This window comes from Streptomyces sp. Ag109_G2-15 (genome assembly GCF_900215565.1).
GTDB classification, from domain to species: domain Bacteria; phylum Actinomycetota; class Actinomycetes; order Streptomycetales; family Streptomycetaceae; genus Streptomyces; species Streptomyces diastatochromogenes.
The window spans coordinates 3423410-3448638 of the sequence record NZ_OCNI01000001.1; the positions used below are offsets into that span (position 1 = coordinate 3423410).

At 71.7% G+C, this 25229-nt stretch carries 23 protein-coding genes and 1 pseudogene; 11 read left to right on the top strand and 13 right to left on the bottom strand.

Annotated elements, in window-relative coordinates; translation table 11 throughout:
• Window positions 1-9: 9 nt before the first annotated feature.
• Genes CRP49_RS15410 through CRP49_RS15420 form a run of 3 tightly spaced genes read left to right on the top strand, consistent with a single transcriptional unit; the run spans window position 10 to window position 1094 of the window.
• Window positions 10-267: an acyl carrier protein gene (locus tag CRP49_RS15410; RefSeq protein ID WP_094217094.1), complete on the top strand. Its 258-nt coding sequence runs from the start codon at window positions 10-12 to the stop codon at window positions 265-267.
• 1 nt (window position 268) lies between these two features.
• Window positions 269-748: an SRPBCC family protein gene (locus CRP49_RS15415; RefSeq protein WP_097253872.1), complete on the top strand. Its 480-nt coding sequence runs from the start codon at window positions 269-271 to the stop codon at window positions 746-748.
• Window positions 749-770: 22 nt separating this feature from the next.
• Window positions 771-1094 carry a TcmI family type II polyketide cyclase gene (locus CRP49_RS15420; RefSeq protein ID WP_097253873.1) on the top strand — a complete coding sequence of 108 codons (324 nt, stop codon included), beginning with the start codon at window positions 771-773 and terminating at the stop codon, window positions 1092-1094.
• Window positions 1095-1181: 87 nt separating this feature from the next.
• Here the strand turns inward: CRP49_RS15420 and CRP49_RS15425 are convergent, their stop codons facing one another.
• From CRP49_RS15425 to CRP49_RS15435, 3 genes are read right to left on the bottom strand one after another with little or no spacing between them, the layout of a single operon-like run.
• Window positions 1182-2210: a methyltransferase gene (locus CRP49_RS15425; RefSeq protein WP_097253874.1), complete on the bottom strand. Its 1029-nt coding sequence runs from the start codon at window positions 2208-2210 to the stop codon at window positions 1182-1184.
• Between the two features lie 57 nt (window positions 2211-2267).
• Window positions 2268-3338 carry a nitrous oxide reductase family maturation protein NosD gene (locus CRP49_RS15430; RefSeq protein ID WP_097253875.1) on the bottom strand — a complete coding sequence of 357 codons (1071 nt, stop codon included), beginning with the start codon at window positions 3336-3338 and terminating at the stop codon, window positions 2268-2270.
• Window positions 3339-3397: 59 nt separating this feature from the next.
• The gene (locus CRP49_RS15435) at window positions 3398-4291 is read right to left on the bottom strand and encodes an aminoglycoside phosphotransferase family protein (protein WP_097253876.1); all 894 of its coding nucleotides are present in this window, start codon (window positions 4289-4291) and stop codon (window positions 3398-3400) included.
• A 10-nt stretch (window positions 4292-4301) separates the two neighbouring features.
• Between CRP49_RS15435 and CRP49_RS15440 the strand changes: the two genes are divergently transcribed.
• A complete protein-coding gene (locus CRP49_RS15440; protein ID WP_257033409.1) occupies window positions 4302-4979 on the top strand; it encodes a rhomboid-like protein in 678 nt (225 codons plus the stop codon).
• A gap of 8 nt (window positions 4980-4987) precedes the next feature.
• On the opposite strand, the gene CRP49_RS15445 is transcribed toward CRP49_RS15440, so the two are convergent.
• On the bottom strand, window positions 4988-8809 hold the full coding sequence (locus CRP49_RS15445; protein WP_143669987.1) for a CHAT domain-containing protein: 3822 nt from the start codon (window positions 8807-8809) through the stop codon (window positions 4988-4990).
• A 216-nt stretch (window positions 8810-9025) separates the two neighbouring features.
• On the opposite strand from CRP49_RS15445, the gene CRP49_RS15450 reads away from it, so the two are divergent.
• Window positions 9026-10432 carry an FAD-binding oxidoreductase gene (locus tag CRP49_RS15450; RefSeq protein WP_097253878.1) on the top strand — a complete coding sequence of 469 codons (1407 nt, stop codon included), beginning with the start codon at window positions 9026-9028 and terminating at the stop codon, window positions 10430-10432.
• 116 nt (window positions 10433-10548) lie between these two features.
• On the opposite strand, the gene CRP49_RS15455 is transcribed toward CRP49_RS15450, so the two are convergent.
• Both CRP49_RS15455 and CRP49_RS15460 read right to left on the bottom strand, forming a co-directional pair.
• Window positions 10549-11523 carry a zinc-binding dehydrogenase gene (locus CRP49_RS15455; RefSeq protein ID WP_097253879.1) on the bottom strand — a complete coding sequence of 325 codons (975 nt, stop codon included), beginning with the start codon at window positions 11521-11523 and terminating at the stop codon, window positions 10549-10551.
• Between the two features lie 55 nt (window positions 11524-11578).
• Window positions 11579-12739 carry an NAD(P)-binding protein gene (locus CRP49_RS15460; protein WP_097253880.1) on the bottom strand — a complete coding sequence of 387 codons (1161 nt, stop codon included), beginning with the start codon at window positions 12737-12739 and terminating at the stop codon, window positions 11579-11581.
• Window positions 12740-12879: 140 nt separating this feature from the next.
• Here CRP49_RS15460 and CRP49_RS15465 point away from each other — a divergent pair, with 140 nt between their 5' ends.
• Window positions 12880-13581 carry a pentapeptide repeat-containing protein gene (locus CRP49_RS15465; protein ID WP_097253881.1) on the top strand — a complete coding sequence of 234 codons (702 nt, stop codon included), beginning with the start codon at window positions 12880-12882 and terminating at the stop codon, window positions 13579-13581.
• Between the two features lie 29 nt (window positions 13582-13610).
• Here the strand turns inward: CRP49_RS15465 and CRP49_RS15470 are convergent, their stop codons facing one another.
• Window positions 13611-14111 (bottom strand): hypothetical protein, encoded by a 501-nt coding sequence (locus CRP49_RS15470; protein WP_097253882.1) that lies wholly within the window; start codon window positions 14109-14111, stop codon window positions 13611-13613.
• 70 nt (window positions 14112-14181) lie between these two features.
• Here CRP49_RS15470 and CRP49_RS15475 point away from each other — a divergent pair, with 70 nt between their 5' ends.
• Complete coding sequence (locus tag CRP49_RS15475; RefSeq protein ID WP_179851629.1) at window positions 14182-15576, top strand: M1 family metallopeptidase; 1395 nt, start codon at window positions 14182-14184, stop codon at window positions 15574-15576.
• A 37-nt stretch (window positions 15577-15613) separates the two neighbouring features.
• Here the strand turns inward: CRP49_RS15475 and CRP49_RS15480 are convergent, their stop codons facing one another.
• Both CRP49_RS15480 and CRP49_RS15485 read right to left on the bottom strand, forming a co-directional pair.
• Complete coding sequence (locus tag CRP49_RS15480; RefSeq protein ID WP_097257373.1) at window positions 15614-17173, bottom strand: M4 family metallopeptidase; 1560 nt, start codon at window positions 17171-17173, stop codon at window positions 15614-15616.
• Window positions 17174-17484: 311 nt separating this feature from the next.
• Window positions 17485-18426, bottom strand: a complete 942-nt coding sequence (locus tag CRP49_RS15485) for a bifunctional GNAT family N-acetyltransferase/NUDIX hydrolase (RefSeq protein ID WP_097253883.1) — start codon at window positions 18424-18426, stop codon at window positions 17485-17487.
• 97 nt (window positions 18427-18523) lie between these two features.
• Here CRP49_RS15485 and CRP49_RS15490 point away from each other — a divergent pair, with 97 nt between their 5' ends.
• Entirely contained in the window at window positions 18524-18961 is a 438-nt protein-coding gene (locus CRP49_RS15490) for a hypothetical protein (protein ID WP_097253884.1), read from the top strand.
• A gap of 70 nt (window positions 18962-19031) precedes the next feature.
• On the opposite strand, the gene CRP49_RS15495 is transcribed toward CRP49_RS15490, so the two are convergent.
• Window positions 19032-19607, bottom strand: a complete 576-nt coding sequence (locus tag CRP49_RS15495; RefSeq protein WP_097253885.1) for a TerD family protein — start codon at window positions 19605-19607, stop codon at window positions 19032-19034.
• A gap of 151 nt (window positions 19608-19758) precedes the next feature.
• Here CRP49_RS15495 and arfB point away from each other — a divergent pair, with 151 nt between their 5' ends.
• The gene (arfB, locus tag CRP49_RS15500) at window positions 19759-20196 is read left to right on the top strand and encodes an alternative ribosome rescue aminoacyl-tRNA hydrolase ArfB (RefSeq protein ID WP_097253886.1); all 438 of its coding nucleotides are present in this window, start codon (window positions 19759-19761) and stop codon (window positions 20194-20196) included.
• 51 nt (window positions 20197-20247) lie between these two features.
• Here arfB and CRP49_RS47870 read toward each other — a convergent pair.
• Both CRP49_RS47870 and CRP49_RS15510 read right to left on the bottom strand, forming a co-directional pair.
• Window positions 20248-20584 (bottom strand): annotated as a pseudogene (locus CRP49_RS47870) (GNAT family N-acetyltransferase); the annotation flags it as partial.
• 56 nt (window positions 20585-20640) lie between these two features.
• The gene (locus CRP49_RS15510) at window positions 20641-21213 is read right to left on the bottom strand and encodes a flavin reductase family protein (RefSeq protein ID WP_097253887.1); all 573 of its coding nucleotides are present in this window, start codon (window positions 21211-21213) and stop codon (window positions 20641-20643) included.
• A 294-nt stretch (window positions 21214-21507) separates the two neighbouring features.
• On the opposite strand from CRP49_RS15510, the gene cdgB reads away from it, so the two are divergent.
• Both cdgB and CRP49_RS15520 read left to right on the top strand, forming a co-directional pair.
• A complete protein-coding gene (gene cdgB / locus CRP49_RS15515) occupies window positions 21508-23163 on the top strand; it encodes a diguanylate cyclase CdgB (RefSeq protein WP_097253888.1) in 1656 nt (551 codons plus the stop codon).
• A gap of 117 nt (window positions 23164-23280) precedes the next feature.
• Entirely contained in the window at window positions 23281-24222 is a 942-nt protein-coding gene (locus tag CRP49_RS15520; protein WP_097253889.1) for a carbohydrate-binding protein, read from the top strand.
• On the opposite strand, the gene CRP49_RS15525 is transcribed toward CRP49_RS15520, so the two are convergent.
• Window positions 24219-25148 carry a 1-phosphofructokinase family hexose kinase gene (locus CRP49_RS15525; protein WP_097253890.1) on the bottom strand — a complete coding sequence of 310 codons (930 nt, stop codon included), beginning with the start codon at window positions 25146-25148 and terminating at the stop codon, window positions 24219-24221. The two genes, CRP49_RS15520 and CRP49_RS15525, sit on opposite strands and share 4 nt — an antisense overlap.
• Between the last annotated feature and the right edge of the window lie 81 nt (window positions 25149-25229).

The window sequence follows — 25229 nt, forward strand, 5'->3', positions numbered from 1 at the left end:
GGGAATCGCATGACCGCACAGATCACCGTGGAAGAACTGGCCGCGCTGATGAAGAAGGCCGCCGGGGTCACCGTGGCCCCGGACCTGCTGCTGGAGCAGGGCGAGTCCGGCTTCGACGCCCTCGGCGTCGACTCGCTCGGCCTGCTCGGCATCGTCGGCGAGCTGGAGAACCGGCACGGCACCCCGATGCCGCCCGACGCGGAGCGCTGCAAGACGCCCCGGCAGTTCCTCGACCTCGTCAACAGCACTCTGATGGCAGGAGCCTGACATGGCAGGACACACGCAGAACGAGATCACCATCGCCGCGCCGCTCGACCTGGTCTGGGACATGACCAACGACCTGGAGCGCTGGCCCCAGCTGTTCAGCGAGTACGCGTCCGTCGAGATCCTCTCCCGGGAGGGGAAGAAGACGACGTTCCGGCTGACCATGCACCCGGACGACAACGGCACCGTCTGGAGCTGGGTCTCCGAGCGCACGCCCGACCGCGACACGCTCACCGTGAAGGCCCGCCGCGTCGAGACCGGCCCCTTCGCCCACATGGACATCCACTGGCGGTACGAGGAGGCCCCGGCCGGCACCCGGATGATCTGGACGCAGGACTTCGCGATGAAGCCCGACGCCCCGGTCGACGACGCCTGGATGACCGACAACATCAACAAGAACTCCAAGGTCCAGTTGGCCCTCATCCGGGACAAGATCGAGAAGGCCGCCGCCGGACACCGGCCCGCACCGGCCCTGGCCGACTGAACCGGAAGGAGGAGCACGTCCCATGCACCAGGCCCTGATCGTCGCCCGGATGGCCCCGGGCTCCGCCCCGGACATCGCCAAGGTGTTCGCGGACTCCGACCGCGGAGAGCTGCCCCACCTCGTCGGTGTCGTGCGGCGCAGCCTCTTCCAGTTCGGCGATGTGTACATGCACCTGATCGAGTCCGAGCGCGAGCCGGGACCCGCCATCGCCAAGGTGACGAACCACCCCGAGTTCCGTGACGTCAGCGAGCGGCTGCAGGCGTACGTCAGCGCGTACGACCCGGAGACCTGGAGGTCCCCCAAGGACGCGATGGCCCACCGCTTCTATGTCTGGGAGCGCGACTGAGCCGTACGGTACCCCCGGACGGCCACCGGCCGCCGGGCCCGCAGCGTCGCGGGCCCGGCGGCCGGTGCTGTGTGTCCGGGTGCCCCGTCACCCGGACACGTGGCAGTCGAACGCGTGCAGATACGGGTTGACCGGGCGGATGTCCTCCACCCTGAGGCCCGCCGCGGTCAGCCTGCTCACCATGGAGTCGGTGGTGTGCTTGGCCCCGCCGACGTTGAGGAGCAGCAGCAGGTCCATGGCGGTGCTGAAGCGCATCGAGGGGGTGTCGTCCACCAGGTTCTCGATGACGACGACCCGGGTGCCGGGGCCGCCCGCCTCGACGACGTTGCGCAGCAACCGGGCCGTGCTCTCGTCGTCCCACTCCAGGATGTTCTTGATGATGTAGACGTCGGCCGGGACCGGGATCGCCTCCCTGGCGTCGCCGGGCACGATCCGCGCGCGGTGGGCGAGATCGCCGCCCTCGCGCAGCCGCGGCAGGGCGTTCTCCACCACCCGGGGCAGGTCGAGCAGACTGCCGCGCATCTCCGGGTACTTGTCCAGCAGGCACGCCACCACGTGCCCCTGGCCGCCGCCGATGTCCGCGACGGACCTGGCTCCGGACAGGTCAAGCAGGGCCGCCACCTCCCGCGCCGACTGCTCGCTGGAGCGGGTCATCGCGCGGTTGAAGACGTCCGCGGACTCGGGGGCGTCCTCGTTGAGGTAGGTGAAGAACTCCTTGCCGTAGAGGTCCTCCACGACGTTCTTTCCGGTGCGCACCGCCTCGTCCAGCCGGGGCCAGGCGTCCCAGGTCCACGGCTCGGTGCACCACAGGGCGATGGCGCGCAGGCTGTTCGGGTCGTCCTCGCGCAGCAGCCGGGACATCTCGGTGTGCGCGAAGGTGCCGTCCGGCTGCTCGGCGAAGACGCCGTAGCAGGACAGGGCCCGCAGCAGCCGGCGCAGCGGCTTCGGTTCGGTCTTCACCGCGGCCGCGAGGTCCTCGACGGCCATCGGCGCGTTCTCGAGGGCGTCGGCGACGCCCAGCCGGGCCGCCGCCCGGACGGCGGCGGCACAGGCCGCGCCGAACACGAGTTCGCGCAGCCGCATGGGTGGCGGTGGGGCTGTTTCAGCGGTCGTCATCTGCCGCCCTCTCTCTCTTCGGCCTTCGTCGGTCCAGCAGGGGCAGTGCGTGTGCGGTCAGCACAGGCCCGCGGGCTTGGAGGCCCGGCAGGCGTTGTGCGCGAAGGCGTTGTCCTTGCCGGTTTCGGTGTTGACCAGGTCCGCCGGGGAGTTGTCCGCCAGCATGTTGTCGCTGACCCGGTTCTTCTCGCCGGTGGCGCCCACGAAGCTCTTGAACAGCACGATGCCGCCCGACAGCGGGGACTTGCCCGCGTGGCCGGTGACCACGTTCCCGGTGACCGAGACCTTCTCGGTGCCGGTCAGCACGATGCCGGAACCCTGCAGGGCGGGCAGCCGGTCGGTCTTCGGGCAGGACTTGTTGTTCCTGACGACGCGGTTGGAGGCCACCTCCAGGGCGCCGGCCTTGGGCTTGTTCTCGTCACCTACGACGAACACGCCGGCGCAGTTGCCGGTGACGTAGTTCTCCGCGACGGTGAGGTTGCGCAGCCGGCGGACGGTGACGCCGACCCGGTTGCCCTCCAGACGGTTGCGCGCGACCAGCGTCTGCTTGGCGTCGTAGGCGCCCGCCTCCTCCGTGATGGTGTTGGCGAGGAGCAGGCCCGCGTCGCCGTTGTCGTGCGCGTAGTTGTACAGGAGCTGCCCGTGCACGGACCGCTCCATGGCGATGCCCCACACGCCGTTCTTGTAGGCGTACACCCGGCGCACGGTCATGGTGTCCGTCGCCATGCCGAACACACCGGTCCGGCTGAAGCCGGTCACGGCCAGGTCCTCGACGGTGACGCCCTCGACGTTCTTGGCCTTGGTGCCCACCACACAGATGCCGTAGCCGCCCTCGGCACAGCTGTTGGCGGCCTTCTGCGCGGACTTCTTGTTGACGGGCTTGATCACCGTCCCGGCGCCGACGCCCCGCAGGGTCACCCGGGGCGTCGTGATCTTGACGCTCTCGTGATAGGTGCCACCGAGCACGACAACGGTGTCCCCGGCCTGTGCGGCGTCCACGGCCTTCTGGATGGACTCGCCCGGGTGGACCACCAGGGTCTTGTGGGCGGCCGCAGCGGGAGCCGCCCCCAGCCCCGCGCCGATGAGGGCCGCGGTGCACGCGAGATATGCGATGTGACATCTCTTCATATCGCGTACGGTATGACTGGTTTATTCAATGATGTCCGGATAGGCCATCCGGTGGCGTGTCAGCCGCCGCGCAGCTCCCGCCCGATCTCCAGCTGCACGTCCTCCAACGGCCTGCCGTCCTCGACTTCCCACAGGCAGTTCTGCAGCACCCGCCCCAGCGTCCAGGCTCGCGCCCGCTCCCGGTCCAGGCCCAGCGCCGCCGTCAGTGCGTCGAAGCGCCAGCGGGTCTCGGCCGGGTCGTACCGGTTGTCGATCGCGGGCAGCAGGTCGAAGCCGGGGTCGCCGGCCAGCGGCTTGGGGTCGATGGCGAGCCACGGCGCCCGGTCGGCCGCCAGGACGTTGTCGTAGTGCAGGTCCCAGTGCAGCAGCCGGTCACCGGGCTCGGCGACCACCTCGTGCACCGCGGCCGCGCAGTCCGCGACCAGACGGCGGTCCGCCGCATCCGCGATCCGGCCGAGCGCCCAGGGGACCTGGTCCAGCATCGCCCGCACGACATCGCCCAGACGGCGTAGTCCCGCGGGGGCAGGTACGGACGTCAGCCGCTCCAGCAGCCCGGCGATGACCAGGACCGCCTCGCGCGCGTCCGGCAGACCTGTCAGCATGCGGCTCTCGTCCAGCCGCTCCAGCAGCAGCGTGCAGGTCGGCTCGTCGTGCTCCAGCAGCCGTACGGCCCCGTCCCCGGCCCAGGTCCGCAGGGCCACCGGCTCGCCCGCGCTCTCCTCGTCGAGCAGCTGCAGCTTCAGCGCGGCCGGGCTGCCGTCGCCCCGCACGACCGGCAGGACCAGCGCGGTCACCCCGTACATCGCGGGTCCGTCGACCCGCAGCTCCCAGCGCCCGAGGAAATCCCCGGCCCGCCGCGGCAGGTCCGCGATGAACGCCCGCCCCGCCTCCCCGTTGAATTTCTGCTGAGAAGCGGCCAGCTCGCCAGGCACCTCGATCACCTTGCCGACCATACTGACTTCTGTGAACCGGATCATCCGATTTCGGCGTGGGCTCCGGGCGGTCGCGGCCTACGTCCGCAGCGCCCCGGGCACCTACGTCTGGCTGCTGATCCTGTTCCTCACCACCGTCGCCCTGCACCACATGTCGCCGGACTTCGAGGAGGACTTCCTGCGGCAGCGGTCGACCAACATCCACGAGCTGTCCCAGAACCCGGTACGGGTGTTGATCACCAGCGCGATGTGGATCGACAGCGGGCGCTGGCTGCCGTACGCCGTCCTGTACACCGTCTTCCACGCCCAGGCCGAACGCTGGCTCGGCACCCTGCGCTGGCTCGCGGTGTGCGTGTCCGCGCACGCGTTCGCCACGCTGATCAGCGAGCTGGCCCTGCTGAAGGCGATCCGCGACGGCATGGCCCCGCACTCGGCGGTCAACACCCTGGACATCGGCGTCAGTTACGCCCTGGCGGGCGTGATGGCGGTGCTCACCTACCGGATCGCGGCGCCCTGGCGGTACCTGTACCTGGCCGTCCTGCTCGCGATCTACACGGTCCCGCTCGCCACCAGCCGCACCTTCACCGACTTCGGGCACTTCCTGTCGGTACTGATCGGCCTCGGCTGCTATCCGCTGGTCCGAGGCCGCGGCAAGGTGTGGAATCCGAAGGAAACACTGGCCGCTCTGCGGGCCGCCTTCACCGGTTGACGTGCCCCTCATCCCGCCGGCGCGGGCGCCGGGTTGCCCTGGTGGGTGAAGGCGGCCCAGTTGTGCAGGCGGTGGAGGTCGGGGCGGGTGGCCTCGCGGCGGAGGAGGCCGTCGAGGGTGCGCGGGGCCTTGCGGTGCGGGTTGAGCATCCACAACTGGGCGGCGCGCAGGGCGTCGGGCGGGGCCAGCCCGCCGGCGGTGAGGTGGTGGTGGAAGACGGCCATCATCACGGCGGTGGCGCTGTCGTGCACGGCCCAGCGGGAGCCCACGACGTCGGCGGCGCCGCCCGTGACCAGCGCGGTGGCGAGGGTCAGCGCCTCGTCGTGGTGGCGCGTGCTCAGGTCGGTCTCGCAGGCGCTGAGCACGACCAGCGGACCCGCGGAGTCCGGCCGGCGCCCCGACGCGCCGTCGAGGATGCCGGCCACGGTGAGTCGGCCGGCGTCCTGGCCCGCGCCGGGCGGGGCGGCCAGCCACAGTGCGGAGTCGGTGGGGCGTGGCGCGGCGACGGCGTGGCAGGACAGGTGGACCACCGACGCCGGCGACGCGCCGCCGGGCAGCACGGCGAGCAGCTCCGCCGGCGTGCCTTCGGCGTCCGGCACCTCGTCGGTGGTGACGAACTCGCCGTACCGGAGGGCGTCGGGATAGCAGCCGGCACGCAGCGCGACCGTCTCCACCTCGGCCCACGGGAGCGTCAGTTCCGGGTCGGCGACGAGCACCTGCGGCCCGTCGGCGGGAGGCATCCGCCGCCGGGCGGCCGCGGCGAGGAAGTGGGTGCCGGACGGGGCGTAGCTGAGGACGGCCTCCTGGCAGGCGTACCGGTGGCCGTGCTCGCCGAGCCCCCGGAGGCGTGCGGCGTGCCACGGCACGACACCGAGCCGGCCGCAGGGCACCAGCACGATCCTCGGCGGCCGGGCCAGCGGTCCCAGGGCCGCGAGCTTCGGGCGTACGGCCGTGAGCACCGGGCCCATCACCGCCTTCCAGGCCCACTCGCACAGCTCGCGCAGCGCGGCCTGCCAGTGCCCCTCCCAGGCGGCCTTCCACGACGCGTGCAGCTTCGGGTCGGCGAGCGCCCGGGAGCGTCCTGCCCCGGCGTCGAGAAAACGCCCCAGCGGCCCGCTGTCGGGGTTGGTCAACTCCGGCAGGGAAAGCGTGGTGGGGCGGGCGCCGGGACGCAGAATCAGCGCGTGGCCGGGCCACGAGCCGTTGGCCAGAGGCGCCCCGGGCACCAGATAGACCAGCGCGTCCGTGCCCGTGGCGGCGAGGCCCGCCGTCAGCTGGGCCACGTCGGCGGCGCCCACCAACTGCCGGATGCCCGGGCCTTCGGCGGTGCCGGGGCGGACGCCGAGCGCGGCGAGTGCCTTGCGGCGGAGGGCGCTGGGGATGGGTGGGCCGTTGGTGGGTGGGGGTGGTGCGGCTGTGGCTGCGGTTGGTGGGGGTGGTGGGTCTGTTTCGGGTGTCGGCCGCGATGGGTCCCTTTCGGGCGTCGGCCGCAGTGGGTCCGCATGGATCTGCGCGCGCCACTGTCGGGCCAGGTCGGGGTGACCGGCGGTGTCGAGGAGTTCGGGGATGCTTCGTCGGGATGCGGCGGCGGCCTTGAGCACCAGGGCGCGCCCCTTCTCCAGATCGGCCACCTCGTCGGCCGGCCGGCCGGTGCGGTGGGCGACGAGCGCCAGCCGCCGCGACAGTACGGCGCCCAGGAGCGCCGCCGACAGGCCGTGGTCGGCGCCGATCTGGAGCAGGACGTCGGCGGCGAGTTCGCCCAGCGCCTCGCGGGTGATCTCCACGAAGGCCCGCCTGTCCTCGGAGGCACGCGGGCCGCCCCCGGCGGCACGGATCATGTGGACCTCGGCCAGCTTCATCAGGACGTCCACGCGCCGCGTTCCGCCACGCCCCTCGGCGAGCAGTGCGCGGGCGCGGGTCAGCTCGGTGATGGCGCCGTCCAGCAGCGCGGGGTCCTTGAGGCCGCGCAGGAAGGAGAGGTACATCCGCATGCCGAGCACGACACGCTGGTCGTACTCGTGCTGGGCGTACACCTCCGGCTCGCCGAGCTTGCGGCGGGTCTCGGCGAGCACGCGTTCCAGGTCTGCCCGCTCGGCGGCGAGGTCCACCGCCTCGGCAACCGCGCCCTCGCCGTCCGTGCCCAGCTGGTCGAACTGGCTCAGCCGCTCCGCGACCTTGCCCCGCCACTCGCTGTCCTCGGGCAGGGCGGCATACCGGGCGCGCAGCTCCTCGACCAGGCGCGGCAGGGCCTCGTGGTTTCCGGTGCGCTCCGCATGGCGCAGTTCGCTGTCCGCGGTGGAGAGGAGGAGCTCCAGGGTGAACGGCGCGTCGAGCGGCAGCGAGCCGTCGTGTCGCAGGGCCACGCCCAGCTCTCGCATGGTGGCCAGGGAGCTGTCCGCGTCGTGGAAGCTGCCGCCGTACGAGGCGGCCTGCTCCTGGATCTCGGCCAGCTCCGTCCGCAGGGCCATGACCCACCAGGAGTCGGGGCTCGCGTCGATCGCCTCCGCGAGCAGGGTGGCCGCGTCCTCCAGGTAGCCGGTATCGCCCGTCCGGTAGGCCAGCAGCCGGTCGATGGCGGCCGCTTGGCGCCGCTCCCGCACGCCGAGTTCGGCAGCGAAGTCCCGTAGCCGGCCGTCGAGACAGGCGGCCAGACCTGGCTCCAGGGTGAGACCGACCGGCCAGTCCTCGAGACGGTTGCCGTCGTCGTCGGCCCGGTCCGGCGTGGGCCGCTCGACGGTGCGGAAGTCGACCGATCCGGGTTCGAGCGCCTCCACCTCGACCAGCAGGTAGGCGTGGAGCCTGGCGACCCGGCCCCGTTCGGGTGCGTCCGGCGGCAGCGTGTGGAGGGTCCTCAGTGCCAGGTCGGCAGCGTGGCGGATGCCTTCGGTGCCGGCCGCGCGGCCGACGGCGGCCCGGCGCAACAGCGCCGAGGCCTCCGAGTCCAGCTCCAGATCCTCGCCCGCGTGGTCGCCGGTCCGGGGCCCCAACGCTGCGATCAGCCAGAGCAGAATGCGGGTGAACTTCGCCGTGCTGCGTGCGCCGGCCAGGGACACCAGGCCGCGTACGGCATCAAGCAGCACGCTCTCGGGGTCGTCCGTGTCCTCGGTGCCGTCCGTGTCATCGACGTCATCGAAGTCATCGACGTCCGGTCCACCGCCGGCGGCAGCCGTGTCGTCGGCATCCGGCCCGCCGCCGGCCCCAGCCGTGTCGTCGGCGAAGGCGGCGCCCGGAGCCAGCATCCGCTCGATGACCCCCTTGACCCTCGCGGTCCGCTCCTGGAACTCCGCGTCGAGCGGTGCCGCGGCGATCCGGTCGGCGACCTCGCCGGCCTCGGTGAGGTCCTGGCGCAGCGACTCGGTCAGCAGGTCTTCCTGGTGGCCGGAGGTGAGCAGCGCGTTCCGCAGGACGGTGCGGGTGCCGTCGGCGCGGGGCAGGTTCCAGGGCGCGAGCAGGAAGATCAGCATCATGCGGGCCTGCACGACGAGCAGGTGGGCCGGCGGCCCGTGGCGGTCCGCCCACCGCAGGCGCCGTAGCGCTTCGGTCCGGTCCTTGGAACCGGAGCCCGACGGCGTGTCTTCACCCCTGCTCAGACAGCGCGCGCCGAGCACGAGACCCAGGGCGATGAAGACGGCGGAGAAGTCCTCCCCGTGCTCCGCCAACGCGGCCTCGACGCGGGCCAGCCGCTCGATCACCGGACTCAGCGCCTCGACGGACCGGGCCGTGGTGTTGTCGTCCAACACACGGTGGGCATCCTGGACGGCCTCGGCCAGCTCCCTCTGCCGCTCAGCCGCCCCGGCCCCGCCCTCGTCCCGTCGAACCTCGCTGCCCACCGGCTCCCAGCCGTGCGCGTGCCTCGCCCCGTAGGACCCGCTTCCACTCAGTCTCTACGTCAACTACTCGGCCCTGAAAGGCTTTGCCGGGCGAGCATCCCCAGTCGCACTGCCACCGTCCACCGTCCGAGGAACCCGCCCAGACCGGCCCTGTCGCCCCCGAAAAGCACGGAATCCGAAGGAGACACCGACTGCTGCGTGGGTTAACGTCCGCGCATGAGCACCTCGGCAAGCGATGTCGTCAACGGTGGCATCTCCTTCTGGTACGCGGACGACGGTCTTCCGGCGGTGCGGGAGCCGCTGCCCGGGGACGCGTCCGCCGACGTCGTCATCGTCGGCGGCGGCTACACGGGACTGTGGACGGCGTACTACCTGAAGAAGGCCGCCCCCTTCCTCCGTATCACCGTCCTGGAGCAGAAGTTCTGCGGCTACGGCGCCTCCGGCCGCAACGGCGGCTGGCTGTACAACGGCATCGCGGGCCGCGACCGGTACGCGAAGCTGCACGGCCACGAGGCCGCCGTACGGCTGCAGAAGGCGATGAACGACACCGTGGCCGAGGTCGTCGCCGTCGCCGAGGCCGAGGGCATCGACGCCGACGTGCACCGGGGCGGCGTACTGGAAGTGGCGACCACACCCGCCCAGCTCGCCCGTCTCAAGGCGTTCCACGAGCACGAGCTGTCGTACGGCGAGAAGGACCGCGAGCTGTACGGCGCCCGGCAGACCGCCGAGCGGATCAGGATGGCCGGCGCGGTCGGCTCGACCTGGACCCCGCACGGCGCCCGGCTGCACCCGGTGAAGCTGGTCAAGGGCCTCGCGGCGGCCGTCGAGGCGCTCGGCGTGACCATCCACGAGTCGACCCCGGTGACCGAGATCCGCCCCAAGCACGCCGTGACCCCCTACGGCACGGTGCGCGCCCCGTACATCCTGCGCTGCACGGAGGGCTTCACCGCCTCCCTGAAGGGCCAGCGGCGCACCTGGCTGCCGATGAACTCCTCGATGATCGCCACCGAGCCGCTCACCGACGAGCAGTGGGCGGCGATCGGCTGGGACGGCCGGGAGACGCTGGGCGACATGGCGCACGCCTACATGTACGCGCAGCGCACGGCCGACGGGCGGATCGCGCTCGGCGGGCGCGGGGTGCCGTACCGCTTCGGCTCGCGGACCGACAACGACGGCCGCACCCAGCCGGAGACGATCGAGGCCCTGCGGGAGATCCTGACCCGCTTCTTCCCCGCCCTCGCCGGCCTGCGCATCGAGCACGCCTGGTCCGGCGTCCTCGGCGTCCCGCGCGACTGGTGCGCCACGGTCACCCTCGACCGGGCCACCGGCCTCGGCTGGGCGGGCGGTTACGTCGGCTCGGGCGTCGCCACCACCAACCTCGCCGCCCGCACCCTGCGCGACCTCGTCCAGCAGGACTCGGGCCAGGCCGGCCGCACCGAGCTGACGGACCTGCCCTGGGTGAACCACAAGGTCCGCAAGTGGGAGCCGGAACCCTTCCGCTGGCTGGGCGTCCAGGGCATGTACGCCACCTACCGCGCCGCCGACCGAAACGAACTCCTCCACCCGAGCACGGAGTCCTCACGGCTGGCCCGTGTCGCGGACCGGGTGGCGGGGCGGCACTGAGGCACCGGCGGTGGCCGGGGCTCAGAGGTTCGCCGTGCCCCTGCTTCGGGGGGCGCCGGGCCTCTGCCTCAGGGGTTCGCCGCATCCCTGCCGCAAGGCTTCGCCACGTTTGTGCCTCATGGCTCCAGCACCACCTTTCCGATCGTGCCGCGGTTCTGCAGCGCGCGGTGCGCGGCGGCCGCCTCGGAGAGGGGGAAGCGGGTGACGGCCGGGCGCAGGCGGCCTTCGCCGGCCTCGGTGAGGGCGCGCAGTTCGAGGGCGCGCAGGCCGCCGGCCTTCTGGAGCATCGCCGGGCCGAGCACCGACTCGGAGAGCCCGTCGACGGAGTAGCCCTGACGTCCCTCCCCGATGCCCTCCGCCGACCAGCCGAAGATGAGATGCCGGCCGCCGGGTCCGAGCAGCGCCACGGACTCCCGGGCGGCCGCGCCGCCGACACCGTCGTAGACGATCGTGGCGGGGAGCCCGCCGAGGTGGGCGCGGACCTTGGCGGGCCAGCCGGAGTCGGTGTAGTCGACGGCGAGATCGGCGCCGTTCGCGCGCACCCGGGCGGTCTTCTCCGGGCCGCCCGCCAGGCCGACCACCGTCGCTCCGGCGTTCTTGGCGTGCTGCACGAGCAGTGTGCCGATGCCGCCCGCGGCCGCCGGTACGACGACCACGTCGTCCGGCCCCGGCTCGGCGAACTGCGCGATCCCCAGCGCCGTACGCCCCGTCCCGATCATCGCGACGGCCTCGGCGAAGCCCAGTCCGTCCGGGATCTCGTGCAGGCGTTCGGCGCCGGTGACGGCGAGTTCGGCGTAGCCGCCGGGCGCGAAGCCCAGGTGGGCGACCACCCTCCGGCCGAGCCAGGCCTCCGCCACGCCGTCGCCGAGGGCGTCCACGACCCCCGCGACCTCGCGGCCGGGGACGGTCGGCAGGGTGGGCAGCTCGGGCAGCGGGCCCTGCTGTCCCTCGCGCAGGGCGGTGTCGAGGAGGTGCACCCCGGCCGCGGCCACGGCGATCCGCACCTCGCCCGGCCCCGGGACCGGGTCCACGGCCGTCTCATAGGTCAGGTTCTCGGCCGGCCCGAAGGCGTACAGGCGTACGGCGTGCATGGCATCCCCCAGTGATCGTGTCTCGGTCTCCATCTCCGTAGGCCACTCTTCGACCTCAAGCATGCTTGAGGTCAAGGGCCGTCCGGCCGAGGATCAGCGACACCGCCGTGACCGCGCTGTTGAAGGAGACTTCGGACAGCACGCCCGGCGCCGCCACCTGGTCGCCGGCCAGGTAGACGCCGTCGCCGCGGTCCACGGAGGGCCGGTCCCGCCAGCTGGTGCCCGGCAGGTCCACGGCGCCCGTACGACCGTCCGCCACCGCCTCCCGCCGCCAGGTGACCCGCTCCCGCCACCCCTCGAAGGCCAGGTCGAGCAGTGCCTCGGCCCGGGCGAGACCGTCGGCGCGCGCCTCGCCGGGCCCGATCGGGATCTGCCCCTGGAGCAGCTGCTCGCCGGCCGGGGCGAGGGTCCGGTCCTGCGCCGTGAACCGTTCGATCCAGCCCGGTGCGTCCAGGTCGGAGACGGCGAAGGCGTCCCCGCGCCGGGTGCGCAGGGCGAGGTCGAGCAGGACGGTACGGCCGCCGGACCAGGTCAGCGAGTCGTCGCCGAGCAGCCGCCGGGCGGCGGGCAGGGAGGTGGCGACGACCACGGGTGTGTCGGTCGGCAGGGTGTCGACGCGTGACAGCGTCTCGATCCGCACACCGAGGTTCCAGGCCCGCGCGGCCATCCGGTCGATGACGCTCGCCCAGCCGCCCCGCGGATAGTGCGCCTCCGGCGGCAGCTTGGTGGCCCGGCGCAGCCGCTCCTGCACGAAGGCGGCGGACAGGGCGCCGGGGTCGTGGTGGAAGAGGGCGACGGCGGAGTAGTTGGCGGCCGCCCGGGCGCCCTCCTCGCCGGCGATGCCGGTCGCCCAGCTGAGGAAGTCGGTGTCGACGGGAGCCTGACGGACGCTGGGGCGCAGCAGCTTGAGCAGGGCGAAGGGCGGGGTGCGGCGCAGGACGCCGTGGTGGCGCAGCCGCAGCCGGGCCGCCTCCAGGGGCGGGATCGGGGCGAGCGGCCCGATCAGGTCCCGCTGCTTGAGCCAGATCCAGTGCGGGCCGCCGTTGTAGAGGGCGTGCGGGCCCTCGTTGGTCCGGTACGGCCCCTCGGCGGTGCGGGCCCGGCCGCCCAGGGTGTGGTGGGCCTCGTACACGGTGACCTTGGCGCCTGCCTCGGCGGCGGTGATGGCGGCGGTGAGCCCGGCGAAGCCGCCGCCGACGACGGTGATGCGATGCATGGGGTGCGCTCTCCCTCGGGTCGGTTCACCTTGTCCATGAGTACGACCGTTTGAGCGCCCTGAAATGTGACATCGGCCGACCGCGGATCCGATGTCCGCAGCTCAGGCGGATTGTCAGTGGCGGGGTGCAGCATGGGGGCATGGCGAGGAGAGCGACGGGCACGGGCGCGGGCACGGGCACGGGTAATTCGGTGGTGAAGGGCGCACGGCGGCCGGAGCTGCGGCTGCCACCCCTGGAACCCTGGACGGACGGGGAGTTGGCGCCGGACGGCGACTACGACGGGCTGGAGTTCCGGGAGGCGGACCTGGCCGGGCAGGACGGGGTGGGCGCCCGCTTCATGGACTGCGCGCTGACGGGCTGCGCGGTGGACGAGACGGCACTGGGCCGGGCCCGCTTCCTGGACTCGGTCCTCACCGGCCTGCGGGGCGTCGGCACGGACCTGGCCGAGTCCACGTTCCGCGACGTCGAGTTGGCCGACCCCCGCCTGGGCGGCACCCAGCTGCACGGCGCCGTGCTGGAACGGGTCGTGATCAGAGGCGGCAAGATCGACTACCTCAACCTCCGCCAGGCCCGCCTCAAGGACGTCGTCTTCGAGTCCTGCGTCCTGGTCGAACCGGACTTCTCCGGCGCCCACCTGGAGCGGGTCGAGTTCGTCGACTGCGCCCTGAGAAAGGCCGACTTCGGCGGCGCGACCTTGAAGGACGTGGACCTGCGCGGGGCCGTTCCGCTGGAGATCGCGCGGGGTCTCGACCGGCTCTCGGGGGCGGTGATCAGCACCGGGCAACTGCTGGATCTGGCGCCGGTGCTGGCGGGGGAGCTGGGCATCCGGGTGGAGGGGTGACGGGTCGGTGGGGTCGGCTGAAGCGATGCTCAGGACACGCGGGGAAAGCGGGCCTGGAGCGTCCAGATCGCCGGGTTCTCCGCCAGGTCCTCGTGGAGGTCGGTCAGGTCGGCGAGGAGGTCGTGGAGGAAGTCGCGGGCCTCGCGGCGGAGTTCGGTGTGGGAGAAGGTGAGCGGGGGCTCCTCGGCCGGCATCCAGTCGGCCTCGATGTCCACCCAGCCGAAGCGGCGCTCGAACAGCATCCGGTCGGTGGACTCGGTGAAGTCCAGCTCCACGTGCTGCGGCCGGGAGGCGCGGGAGCCCATCGGGTCCCGGTCCAACTGCTCCGCGATGTCGCACAGCGCCCACGCGAAGTCCAGCACCGGCACCCATCCCCAGGCTGTGGACAGCTCCCGGTCCGTCTTGGTGTCCGCGAGATAGACGTCCCCGCAGAACAGGTCGTGCCGCAGCGTGTGGACGTCCGCGCGGCGGTAGTCGGTCTGCGGCGGGTCCGGGAAGCGGTTGGAGAGGGCGTAGCCGATGTCGAGCACGGGAGAGATGGTGTCACGCCCACAGCCCCGGCCCTGCTGCGATGCCCCTCATCCGCCTAGGATCACTGACATGTCCAGATCCGCGCGCCTTGTCCCGGCAGCTGCCGCTCTGCTCGCCCTCGCCCTTACCGGCACCGCGTGCGACGGCGGGGTCCACGGCACCCCGGGCGGCTCCGGCGTGCGCGATCCGTACTTCCCGAAGGCGGGCAACGGCGGCTACGACGTCACCCACTACGCCCTCATCCTCGACTACACCCCCGGCACCCGCCACCTCACCGGCAAGGCCGTCATCACCGCCCGCGCCACGAAGGACCTGTCCGCCTTCGACCTCGACCTCTCCGGACTGGACGTCGACTCAGTCACCGTCGAGGGCAAGCGCGCCCGCTGGAACCGCGCCGGCCAGGAACTCACCGTCCGGCCCCATGACGACCTCGACAAGGGCGAGACGTTCCGCACCACCGTCCGCTACGCGGGCACCCCGAAGACCCTCACCGACCCCGACGGCTCGGAAGAGGGCTGGCTGCCCACCGCCGACGGCGCGCTCGCCCTCGGCGAGCCGGTCGGCTCCATGGCCTGGTTCCCGGGCAACAACCACCCCTCGGACAAGGCGACGTACGACATCACGGTCACCGTCCCGAAGGGCCTCCAGGCCGTCTCCAACGGCGAGTTGACCAGCCAGAGCACCAAGGGCGGCCGGACCACCTTCGCCTGGCACTCCGCCCAGCCCATGGCCGGCTATCTCGCCGTTGTCGCCATCGGCCACTACGACATCACCCACACCACGGGCCCGCACGGCCTGCCCGTCCTCACCGCCGTCGACCCCACCCAGGCCGAGGCCAGTGCCAAGGTGCTCGCGAAGATCCCCGACATCATCGACTGGGAGGAGACCAACTTCGGGCCGTACCCCTTCTCCTCCACCGGCGCGATCGTCGACCGCCCGGGCGACGCCGGCTACGCCCTGGAGACCCAGACCCGGCCCGTCTTCCCCGCCGACCAGCTCGACACCAGCACCCTCGTGCACGAACTCGCCCACCAGTGGTACGGCGACTCGGTCACCCCGAGGACCTGGCGGGACATGTGGCTCAACGAGGGCTTCGCGACGTACGCGGAGTGGCTGTACGCGGAGGACCACGGCGGCAAGAGCGCCCAGCAGACCTTCACCGAGCTGTACGAGGGCGACGACGAGGGCATCTGGGCCTTCCCGCCGGCCAAGCCCTCCGGCGCCGCGCACATCTCCGACAGCCCGGTCTACGAGCGCGGCGCGATGGTCCTGCAGAAGATCCGCCAGAAGGTCGGCGACGACACCTTCTACGACATCATCCAGGGCTGGGCCGCCGCCCACCGCTACGGCACCGCCGACACCGCCGACTTCACCGCGTACGTGGAGAAGAAGGCCCCGGACAAGGACTTCGGCGAGATCTGGAAGGACTGGCTGTACGGCAACGGCAAGCCGGACCACCCCTGACGGGCGGCCCGGCCGTCGTACTGCCGTGCGCGTGCGGTTACTTGACGTTGACCGCCTTCCAGGCCGCCGCCACCGCGTTGTACTCCGCGCTGCCCGAGCCGTACAGGTCCGCCGCGGCCTGCAGGGTGCCGGTGCGGGCACCCGCGTAGGTGGTCGTCGAGGTGAAGTACGTGGTCAGGGCCTTGTACCAGATCTGGTCGGCCTTGGCTCGGCCGATGCCGGTGACCGTGGAGCCGTCGTACGTCGGGGAGTTGTAGGAGACACCGTTGATCGTCTTCGCGCCGCTGCCCTCGCTCAGCAGGTAGAAGAAGTGGTTGGCGACGCCCGACGAGTAGTGCACGTCGAGCCGGCCGACCGTCCTCGACCAGTAGTCGGCGGAGCCGCCGTCCTTGCTGGGCTTGTCCATGTAGCGCAGCGGGGTGCCGTTGCCGTTGATGTCGATCTTCTCGCCGATGAGGTAGTCACCGGGGTCGGAGGAGTTGTTCGCGAAGAACTCCACCGAGGTGCCGAAGATGTCCGAGGTGGCCTCGTTCAGACCGCCGGACTCCTTGCTGTAGTTGAGCTTCGCCGTGGCCGCGGTCAGCCCGTGGCTCATCTCGTGGCCGGCCACGTCGAGGGAGGTCAGCGGGTCGGTGTTGCCGGAGCCGTCGCCGTACGTCATGCAGAAGCAGCTGTCGTCCCAGAAGGCGTTGACGTAGGCGTTGCCGTAGTGGACGCGGGAGTAGGCGGCCTTGCCGTCGCCCGCGATGCCGTTGCGGTTGAACGCGGACTTGTAGAAGTCCCAGGTGACGGCGGCGCCGTAGGCGGCGTCGACAGCGGCGGTCTGGCGGTTGGTGACGGTGCCGTCGCCCCAGACGTCGTCGGCGTCGTGGAAGAGGGCGCCGGTGCCGGACGTACCGCCGTTCAGGTCGTACGTCTTGTGCCCGCCGCGGCCGCCGTCGATCAGGTCGTAGCCGCCGGAGGCCGAGGGGGTGGTGCCGAGCGTGACGGTGCCGCTGTACCGGCTGGTGCCCGTGCCGGTGTCGATGCCCTGGTAGGAGTAGAGCTTCTTGCCGGTCTGCGCGTCGGTGATGACGTGCAGTTCGCTCGGGGTGCCGTCGTGCTGGAGGCCCTTGACGACGGACTCGTAGGCGAGGACGGGCTTGGCACCGGCCGCCCAGACGACCTTGCGGGAGGTCGAGGCGGTGGCCTTGGCGGCGCTGCCGGCGGCCTTGAGGGCGCTCTTCTTCGCACTCGCGGGGGAGACGGCCGCGGTGGTGGTCGGCACGGATATCCGGGCCTTGGTCGCCTTGCTGACGCCCTTGAGCGAACCGTTCTTCGCCGCGTGGGTGACCAGGTCGCCGCCGAGGACGGGGAGACCGGCGTACGTCCGCTCGTAACGGGTGTGGACGGTACCGTCCACGTCCTTCACCACGTCCCGGACGACCAGCTTCTCCTTGGCGCCGAGGCCGAGTTCCCGGGCCGCCGCACCGGCGTGCCGCTGGGCCGACTCGATGGCGGCGGCACGGGCCGTGACGCCGAGCGGGAGGGCCGTGGCGCCGGGGGTGTGCGTGGGGGCGGCGGTCGCGGCGCCGTTCTGCAGCGCGAGGACGACCATCGCGGCCGAGCCGACCAGGGCGGCGGCGCGCACGGCGGTCTTGCGGGAGGTGCGGGGAGCGTGGGGCTGCTGTCTCACTCGATCTCCTTCAGGCTGGTCTCCGTGGGGTTGGAGACACAGACGGGACACAGGGGATGCACAGAGTTGCGGCGGCGAGGAGAGAGTGACACCGGGAACGGCCCGTTTGACAGGGTGCCGACAAGACTTTACGTGTTCGTATCCGAAAGACGTGCTGCGAAATCCGCTATCCGGACGCGGCGCGTGCGGTCAACTTCCTTTGAATCAAGCGAACTTGATGCCCCACAGTCCGCTCAGCCTTCCCACTCGTCCAGCAGCCGGGCGAGGTCCGGCGGCCACACCGGCTCCGCCTCCTCGGCCAGCTCCTGCCTGCTCCACCAGCGCCAGGTGAGGATGCCGTCGGCGGCGTGCGCGGCGGCGAGGGCGGGGCCGGCCGGTTCGCGGTGGGGGCCGTGGGTGACGTAGATGTGCTCGTGCTGGCGGACGGGGGTGGAGGAGTGCGTGAAGTCGTGTTCCCAGGTGCACAGCAGGGGGCCCGGCTCCAGGTCGGTCCAGCCGGTCTCCTCGGCCAGTTCCCGTAGGGCGCCCTCGCGTGGGCCCTCGCCGGGCTCCAGGCCGCCGCCGGGCAGGGCCCAGTGGACGCCGACCTCGACGTTGTCGTACCGGAAGAGGAGGACGGAGCCCTCCGGGTCGACGACGGCGACTCGGGCCGCCTGCCGGGGGGTTCGCAGCACCTTGCGCAGCACGGCGCAGGGGCGGCCGAGGGCGCGGTCGGGGCGGTGGTCGACGACCTCGTAGCCGAGGGCGGTCCAGAAGGCCAGGCCCTTCGGGTTGTTGTCGAGGACGGCGAGTCGAACGGCCCGGCGCCCGGCGGCACGGAAGCGCTCCTCGACCAGCGTGGCGACCCGCCGGCCGTACCCCTTGCCCTGCTCGGCCGCGTCGACCATCAGCAGCCCGATCCACGGGTCCGGGTCGGCCGGGTCGGGGTGGTGGGCCAGCGTGATCACGATCGCGACCAGTCGCCCTTCGGACCGGGCCAGCAGTACCTCGGCGTCCGGGTGGGCCAGGTCGTCGGCCAGCGCGACCGCCACCTGCTCGGGGCGGATGTCGTCCGGGTCGGGGAAGTCGCCGCTGAGGGCGTGGAACTCGTGGTGGGAGGCGTACAGCGCCGTCAGCTCGGTGAGCAGCTCAGCGGGGAGGGAGCCGTCGGTCGACGAGAGCCGTTCGAGGAGCATGACGGGACCCTATCCACTGACCGGGTCCTTCTGGGGGCGCCGGGGTGCTGGATAGATTTCCGCAGGAGCCACACCATGTCCGGGGAGACGGAAGACGATGACCACCCAGCCACCGCCGTACGGCAACCAGCCCCCCTACGGCCAACAGCCACCGCCACCACCACCGCTCCCGCCGGCCACCGCTCAAGCGGGCTTCGGCCCCCCGCCACCCCAGTACGCCTACGCCCCGACCTCACCCCAGCCGCATGTCAGCGGCCCGGAGTTCATGGCGGTCGACCGCCACAACTCGATCGTGGTCGACACCCAGGGCGTGGCCTTCGAGGACCACGGCATGTCCGTCGACTTCCCCTGGCAGGAGATCCGCAGCGTCCACTACAAGGTGGCTCCGTCCGGCAAGGCCCTGATGGTGGCGGTGGTCCTCCCGGACGGTCGGTTCTACGAGTGCGTGGTCGAGGCGAAGCCGAGGGCGCGGCTGGGGGAGTGGTTCGCCCAACTGTCCGCCGTGCTGGGCTATTACCGGCCGACGGGCTGGTAGGGCTGCTTCACGGCCCCGAATGCCGGGACCCCCGGCCGAAGCCAGGGGTCCCCGCGCAGCGCGGCGTCCGTCAGACGTTCACACCGAAGTCCTGGGCGATGCCCACCAGGCCCGAGGCGTAGCCCTGGCCCACCGCGCGGAACTTCCACTCCGCGCCGTTGCGGTACAGCTCGCCGAAGACCATCGCGGTCTCGGTGGCCGCGTCCTCGGAGAGGTCGTAGCGGGCGATCTCGGCGCCGCCGGCCTGGTTGATGATGCGGATGTAGGCGTTGCGGACCTGGCCGAAGTTCTGGCCGCGGTTCTCGGCGTCGTAGATGGAGACCGGGAAGACGATCTTGTCGATGTCGGCCGGGAGGGCGGCCAGGTTGACGTTGATCGCCTCGTCGTCGCCCGCGCCCTCGCCCGTGCGGTTGTCGCCGGTGTGGACGATCGAGTTGTCCGGGGTCTGCTTGTTGTTGAAGAAGACGAAGTGGGCGTCCGAGTAGACCTTGCCCTGCCCGTTGACCGCGATGGCGGAGGCGTCCAGGTCGAAGTCCGTGCCGGTGGTGGTGCGGACGTCCCAGCCGAGGCCCACGGTGACGGCGGTCAGGCCCGGAGCCTCCTTGGTGAGCGAGACGTTGCCACCCTTGGACAGGCTTACAGCCATGATTGGGAGTCCCTTCCCTTTTAGGTTTCTGTGCCGACGAAGCTACCGTCACCGGGGAGAACGTCGAGGGGGGTCCCGATGGTTCCGGATCCCTTTACCTTTTTTACCCATAAGGAAAACCGGGTGACGTGAGGCGGGCCGGACCGGGAACATGGGATGCATGTCCGGGCCTTACCTCATCCGTGGCTCGGTCTCGCTACCCGAGGCCGAGCTGACGTGGCGTTTCTCCAGATCCTCCGGGCCCGGTGGCCAGCATGTGAACACCAGCGACTCGCAGGTGGAGCTGCGCTTCGACCTCACGGCCACCGAGGCGCTTCCCGAGGTGTGGAAGGAGCGGGCGCTGCAGCGGCTGGCCGGGCGGCTGGTCGACGGGGTCGTGGTCGTACGGTCCTCCGAGCACCGGTCCCAGTGGCGCAACCGCGAGACCGCCGCCGTACGCCTAGCCGCCCTCCTCGCCGAGGCCACCGCACCCCCGCCCAAGCCCCGCAGACCGACCCGCATCCCCCGCGGCATCAACGAGCGCCGACTGCGCGAGAAGAAGCAGCGCTCGGACACGAAGCGGGGCCGCTCGGGCCGGGACTGGGGCTAGCCGGCTCCGGCTGTCAGGAGCCGACCTCGCCTGCCACGAGGCCACCCCACCGCCGTCCGGGCCGGGATGCCAGGTGACGTACATCTCCTTGGCGCCCCGGCTGCGCAGTTCCGCGGTGACGGAGTCGACGGCGAAGCGGCCGTACCCCTTGCCCTGTTCCTCGGCGGCGGAAGCCGACCGGGCGGTCGCCGTCCACGATCAGCCGGGGCCAGGCGAGACCGGCTCGGTGGACGTACGCCTCGGCGAGGGAGTGGGCCACCGGCTCGACCGCGTGTTCCTGGTCGGGGCGGATGCGAATGGCGAGAGCGGCTTCGAGATTCCGGGGCGTTATCTCTTCCAGATGAACAGTCGGATGAGCAGTCAGATGCGCAGTCGGATCAGCAGTCATCCGCGCGCATTAAGCAGATCGATGACGGCGCAGCCACGGAATTCCGGCGCGCCCGATCACCCCAACTGCCGGTACCGGCCGCGGAAATACATCAGCGGCCCGCCCTCCGCGCTCGGCACCCGCGCGGTCAGCACCCGGCCGATGACGAGCGTGTGGTCCCCGGCCGTCACCCGCTGCTCGGTGCGGCACTCCAGGGTGGCCAGCGCGCCGCCCACCAGCGGGGCGCCGGAGGCCTCCCCGCGGATGCAGGGCAGGTCCTCGAAGAGCAGGCGGTCGCTGATGCGGCCCTTCATGGCGAAGCGGCCGGCGACGTGGCGCTGGCTCTCGGTGAGCACCGAGACCGCCCACAGCGGCTGCTCGTCGAGCAGGTCGTCCATGCGGGCGCCCGTGCGCAGGCTGACCAGCACCAGCGGCGGGTCCAGCGAGACGGACATGAAGGCCGTGGCGGTCATGCCGACGTCCTCGCCGCCCGGCGCGGTCGGGTCGTCCGGGTCCAGCGGCGGCTCCTGCGCGGTCACCAGGACCACGCCCGCGGCCAGCCGGGACATCGCGGCCCGGAACTCGTCGTTGCTCACCCCCTCAGCATGCCCGGAAGCGGCTGTGGCGGTGGGTGAGGGAGTGTTCAGCACGCCGGTGACGCTAATCTCCGCACCGTGCGCGGCGCATCGGGCCTGCGCCCTAGCCGGGTCCTAGGACCAGGGAAGGACACATCACAAAGCCTGCGTCCAGGAAACACACAGGGGAAACGCAGAAACTCCACTCAATTGTTCACGTTCTTCTGTGACTTGAGTCACAAGGCCCGTTAATTGTTGACCCTGTGTACCGAGTGGGCAGCGCGCTGTGATTCAGTGGCGGAAGCTGGTAATGGCGATACGCCGATGAGAACCCTTGATTCGCTGCGAGGTCTCGGGGGGAGGGCGAGCATGGAGACCGAGTCGGAGCCGTATGTCCGTCTTGCGTCCCTGCGACAGCTGCACCAGGTCATGGCCGACATGAACACGGCACGCAGCCTGGCGGACACACTGCAGACCGTCTCCGACGGCGTCGTGGGCGCTCTCGGGTACGAGATGGCGTGCGTCAACCTCGTACGCCCCGACGGCGACCTGGTCGTCGCCGCCTTCTCCGGCAACTCCGCCGCCGAGGCCCTGATCACCGGGCGGGTCGGCTCCCGTGACTCCTGGCTGCGCCGGCTGAGCATGGGTGAGCAGTGGGGCGACCTGGTGTTCATACCGCACACCGAGGGCTGGGTGCTGGACGACGATGACGTCCCGCAGTGGTACACCGACGGGCCCGCGCCCCGCTTCGAGGACGAGTGGCACCCCTCCGACCGGCTCTTCGCGCCCATGTACACACCCGGCGTGCAGGGCGGCTCCTCCGGCGAGCTGCTCGGTGTCATATCCGTCGACCGGCCGCGCAACGGCCGCCACCCCGGCGCCTGGGGCCGCGAGGCCCTGCAGATGTACGCCTTCCAGGCCGCCATCGCGATCAGCAACGCGCGTCTACGTGCGAACATGCAGCGCGCCCTGGTCCGCCTGGAGCGCGACCAGCAGGCGCTGCGCGCCAGCGAGGAATCCTTCCGGCAGGCGTTCGAGTACGCCCCCTCCGGCATGGCGATCGCCGAGATGGGCGGCGACCAGCACGGCCGGATCCTGCGCACCAACGACGCGCTGTGCCGTCTGCTGGGCCGCCCCGCCTCCGCGATGCGCCGCTACTCCTTCTCCGACCTCGTCCACCCCGAGGACATCGGCACCCTGCTCCGGACCTCCGCCGAGGGAGGCCGCGCGGAACTCCGCCTCGGCCGCCGCGACGGCACGTACGTTTGGGTGTCCCTGCGCAACTCGGTCGTCGCGGACGCCGCCGACGGCCCCCGTTTCCTGCTCACCCACGTCGAGGACATCGAGGAGCGCAAGCGCCGCGAGCTGCAGCTCGCCCACCGCGCCTCCCACGACTCCCTCACCGGCCTGCCGAACTCCGCCGAGCTGCGCTCCCGCCTGTCGGGCCGCCTCTGCCAGCGGCAGGCCCACGCCGGCGCGCTGGAGTCCCTGGACGCGGCCTACGGCCACCCCGCGTACGACAGCCCCGTCGGCCACGGCTTCGACTTCGCACCGGGTGCGGAGGCGTACGACGGGTACGACCACCACGTCCACATCGCGGCCCCCGAGGAGGGCCACGACGACGGCACCAAGGGCCTCGCGGTGCTCTTCTGCGACCTGGACGGCTTCAAGTCGATCAACGACCGGTTCGGGCACAACGCGGGCGACGCGGTCCTGATCGAGGTCGCCCGGCGGCTGTCGAGGGGTGTGCGCGACGGGGACACGGTGGCCCGCCTCGGCGGCGACGAGTTCGTGATCCTCGCCGACGGCCTCGGCAAGGCCGACGCCCAGGACCTGGCCGTACGTCTGCGCAACGAGATCATCCAGCCGATCCGCGCCGAGGGCCGGGCCGTCCGGGTGGGCGCCAGCTTCGGCATCGGCTGGGCACACTGCGGCATGACTGCGGACGAAGTGTTGAAGTCAGCCGACGAGCGGATGTACGTAGAGAAACGATCTCGTCCCAAACAGCACCGACGCGCCGGATGATCCGCAGGTCAGTGAGTTGATGCGGTCTGAGTCACCCGTTTGGGCCAGCTGGAGCGGGTAGGCTCGCCATTCCAGACCTGTACCGGATCCACCCGCACCTGCTGAGGAGACCAAGGGATGACGCCCGGCGAAAACAGCCCGAGCACGCCCGAGGACGACGACCCGTTCGGCTACCTGTACGCCGACGGTCAGGCCAGAGGAGCCCAGCCGCCGTCCGGTGGTTACGGCTACCCGAACTCGGTCAGCAGAGTGCGTGCGGTCGGCGAGCGTACCTACGGCGGGCAGCAGGCGCCGCAGTACGGCCAGCAGCAGCCCGGTGTCCCGCCGCAGCAGCAGGGCGCCTACGGCCAGCCGAACGCCCACTACCAGGCCCCCGAGACCCTCCCCGGCGGCGCCCCGACCAGCCGCCAGCCCGCCGCGCCGGCCCCCGGCCGCCGTGGCCCGAACACCAAGGGCCTGCTGATCGGCGCCATCGCGGTGGTCGCCGCGGTCGTCATCGGCATCGGCGTCGCGATGCTCAACGGCGGCTCGGACGACAACAAGTCCAGCAGCCAGGTGGGCACCTCCCCGACCCAGTCCCAGAGCGGCAAGCCGAGCCCGTCCAGCAGCAACTCGGCAGCGTCGGGCGACCTGCCGAAGACGGACGCGAGCGCTCTCCAGCTGGCCGGCGAGGCGACGAAGGCATCGGACGTCAAGGGTGCGCAGGCGGCGGGCGGTACGTATGTGGGCGGGCTGAACACGGTCGGTTCCTCGGTGACCTGGACGTTCAACAACATCCCCGAGGACGGCACCTACACGATCTTCGCGCGGTTCAGCAACGCCGGTGAGGATCAGTCGATGACCCTCACCGTCAATGGCAAGCCGTTCGGCGGCAAGTTCAACCTCGGCAACTTCACCCACAAGAACGACCCGGCAGAGGCCTGGACGGAGACTTACGCCTGGCCGACGCTGAACAAGGGCCCGAACACCATCTCGCTCTCCTGCCAGCCCGGCGACAAGTGCGATGTCCTGCTGGACCAGCTCTGGCTGAAGAAGGGCCAGGTCAAGCGGGACAGCTAGGCCGCGCTGGCCACCCCGGTCACCGCCACCCGCCCCACCAGCTCCTCGTACGCCGCTAGGTCGAACTCGCCCGCCGCCGGGGCCCGTACAGTCGCCGCTGACAGCGCGACCGCGCGGGCCAGCCGCTCCGGCCACGGAAGTCGTTCCACCAGACCCGACAGCAAGCCTGCGACCGCCGAGTCGCCCGCGCCCGTCGGGTTGCCGTGGATGTGGGCGGGTGGGGCGGCGCGCCAGCGGCCCTCGGGGGTTACGGCGAGGAGGCCTTCGGGGCCGAGGGAGGCGACCACTGTGTGGGCGCCGCGGCGGCGGGCGTCCTGGGTGGCGCGCAACGGGTCGTGGGAGCCGGTGAGTTCGGCCAGTTCGTCGGAGTTGGGCTTGATGATGTCGGGGCGGGCTGCCACCCCCCGGCGCAGGGGCTCGCCGCTGGTGTCCAGGAGCACGGAGACGCCGAACGCGCGGGCCGTGCGTATCAGGCCCGCGTACGCGCCCACCGGTACCCCCGGCGGCAGGCTGCCGGAGAGGGCCACCGCCGAGGCGGGGGCCAGCAGTTCCTCGTAGCGGTCCAGGAAGAGGCCCCACTCGGTGGGGGAGATCTGCGGGCCCGGCTCGTTCAACTGGGTCGTGTCGCCGGAGAGATCGTCCACGACCGCGATCGTGCGGCGGGTGGCACCCGCGATCGGGACGAGCGCGTCCGTCACCCCCGGCGTGGCCGAGAGGTGCTCGCGCAGTACCTGGCCGGTGGCGCCGCCCGCGAACCCGGTGGCCGTCACCTCATGCCCGAGGGCGGCCAGCACCCGGGCCACGTTCACACCCTTGCCGCCCGGCCGTTCGATGACGTCCGAGACGCGGTGCGAGGCGTGCGGCCGCAGGGACCGTACGCGATAGGTGATGTCGAGAGCGGTGTTCAGTGTGACCGTGAGGATCACCCGGGCCGACCTCCCTCGAAGTACGTGCGCCTCGGTTCCGGGGCCCCGATCATGCCAAAGAGACGGCGGCCGGCCCAGTAC

Coding starts and splice junctions, on each gene's coding strand:
- CRP49_RS15410 (WP_094217094.1), top strand. CDS start 10: ATGACCGCACAGATCACCGTGGAAGAACTGGCCGCGCTGATGAAGAAG.
- CRP49_RS15415 (WP_097253872.1), top strand. CDS start 269: ATGGCAGGACACACGCAGAACGAGATCACCATCGCCGCGCCGCTCGAC.
- CRP49_RS15420 (WP_097253873.1), top strand. CDS start 771: ATGCACCAGGCCCTGATCGTCGCCCGGATGGCCCCGGGCTCCGCCCCG.
- CRP49_RS15425 (WP_097253874.1), bottom strand. CDS start 2,210: ATGACGACCGCTGAAACAGCCCCACCGCCACCCATGCGGCTGCGCGAA.
- CRP49_RS15430 (WP_097253875.1), bottom strand. CDS start 3,338: ATGAAGAGATGTCACATCGCATATCTCGCGTGCACCGCGGCCCTCATC.
- CRP49_RS15435 (WP_097253876.1), bottom strand. CDS start 4,291: ATGGTCGGCAAGGTGATCGAGGTGCCTGGCGAGCTGGCCGCTTCTCAG.
- CRP49_RS15450 (WP_097253878.1), top strand. CDS start 9,026: ATGAGCACCTCGGCAAGCGATGTCGTCAACGGTGGCATCTCCTTCTGG.
- CRP49_RS15455 (WP_097253879.1), bottom strand. CDS start 11,523: ATGCACGCCGTACGCCTGTACGCCTTCGGGCCGGCCGAGAACCTGACC.
- CRP49_RS15460 (WP_097253880.1), bottom strand. CDS start 12,739: ATGCATCGCATCACCGTCGTCGGCGGCGGCTTCGCCGGGCTCACCGCC.
- CRP49_RS15465 (WP_097253881.1), top strand. CDS start 12,880: ATGGCGAGGAGAGCGACGGGCACGGGCGCGGGCACGGGCACGGGTAAT.
- CRP49_RS15475 (WP_179851629.1), top strand. CDS start 14,182: ATGTCCAGATCCGCGCGCCTTGTCCCGGCAGCTGCCGCTCTGCTCGCC.
- CRP49_RS15480 (WP_097257373.1), bottom strand. CDS start 17,173: ATGGTCGTCCTCGCGCTGCAGAACGGCGCCGCGACCGCCGCCCCCACG.
- CRP49_RS15485 (WP_097253883.1), bottom strand. CDS start 18,426: ATGCTCCTCGAACGGCTCTCGTCGACCGACGGCTCCCTCCCCGCTGAG.
- CRP49_RS15490 (WP_097253884.1), top strand. CDS start 18,524: ATGACCACCCAGCCACCGCCGTACGGCAACCAGCCCCCCTACGGCCAA.
- CRP49_RS15495 (WP_097253885.1), bottom strand. CDS start 19,607: ATGGCTGTAAGCCTGTCCAAGGGTGGCAACGTCTCGCTCACCAAGGAG.
- arfB (WP_097253886.1), top strand. CDS start 19,759: ATGGGATGCATGTCCGGGCCTTACCTCATCCGTGGCTCGGTCTCGCTA.
- cdgB (WP_097253888.1), top strand. CDS start 21,508: ATGGAGACCGAGTCGGAGCCGTATGTCCGTCTTGCGTCCCTGCGACAG.
- CRP49_RS15520 (WP_097253889.1), top strand. CDS start 23,281: ATGACGCCCGGCGAAAACAGCCCGAGCACGCCCGAGGACGACGACCCG.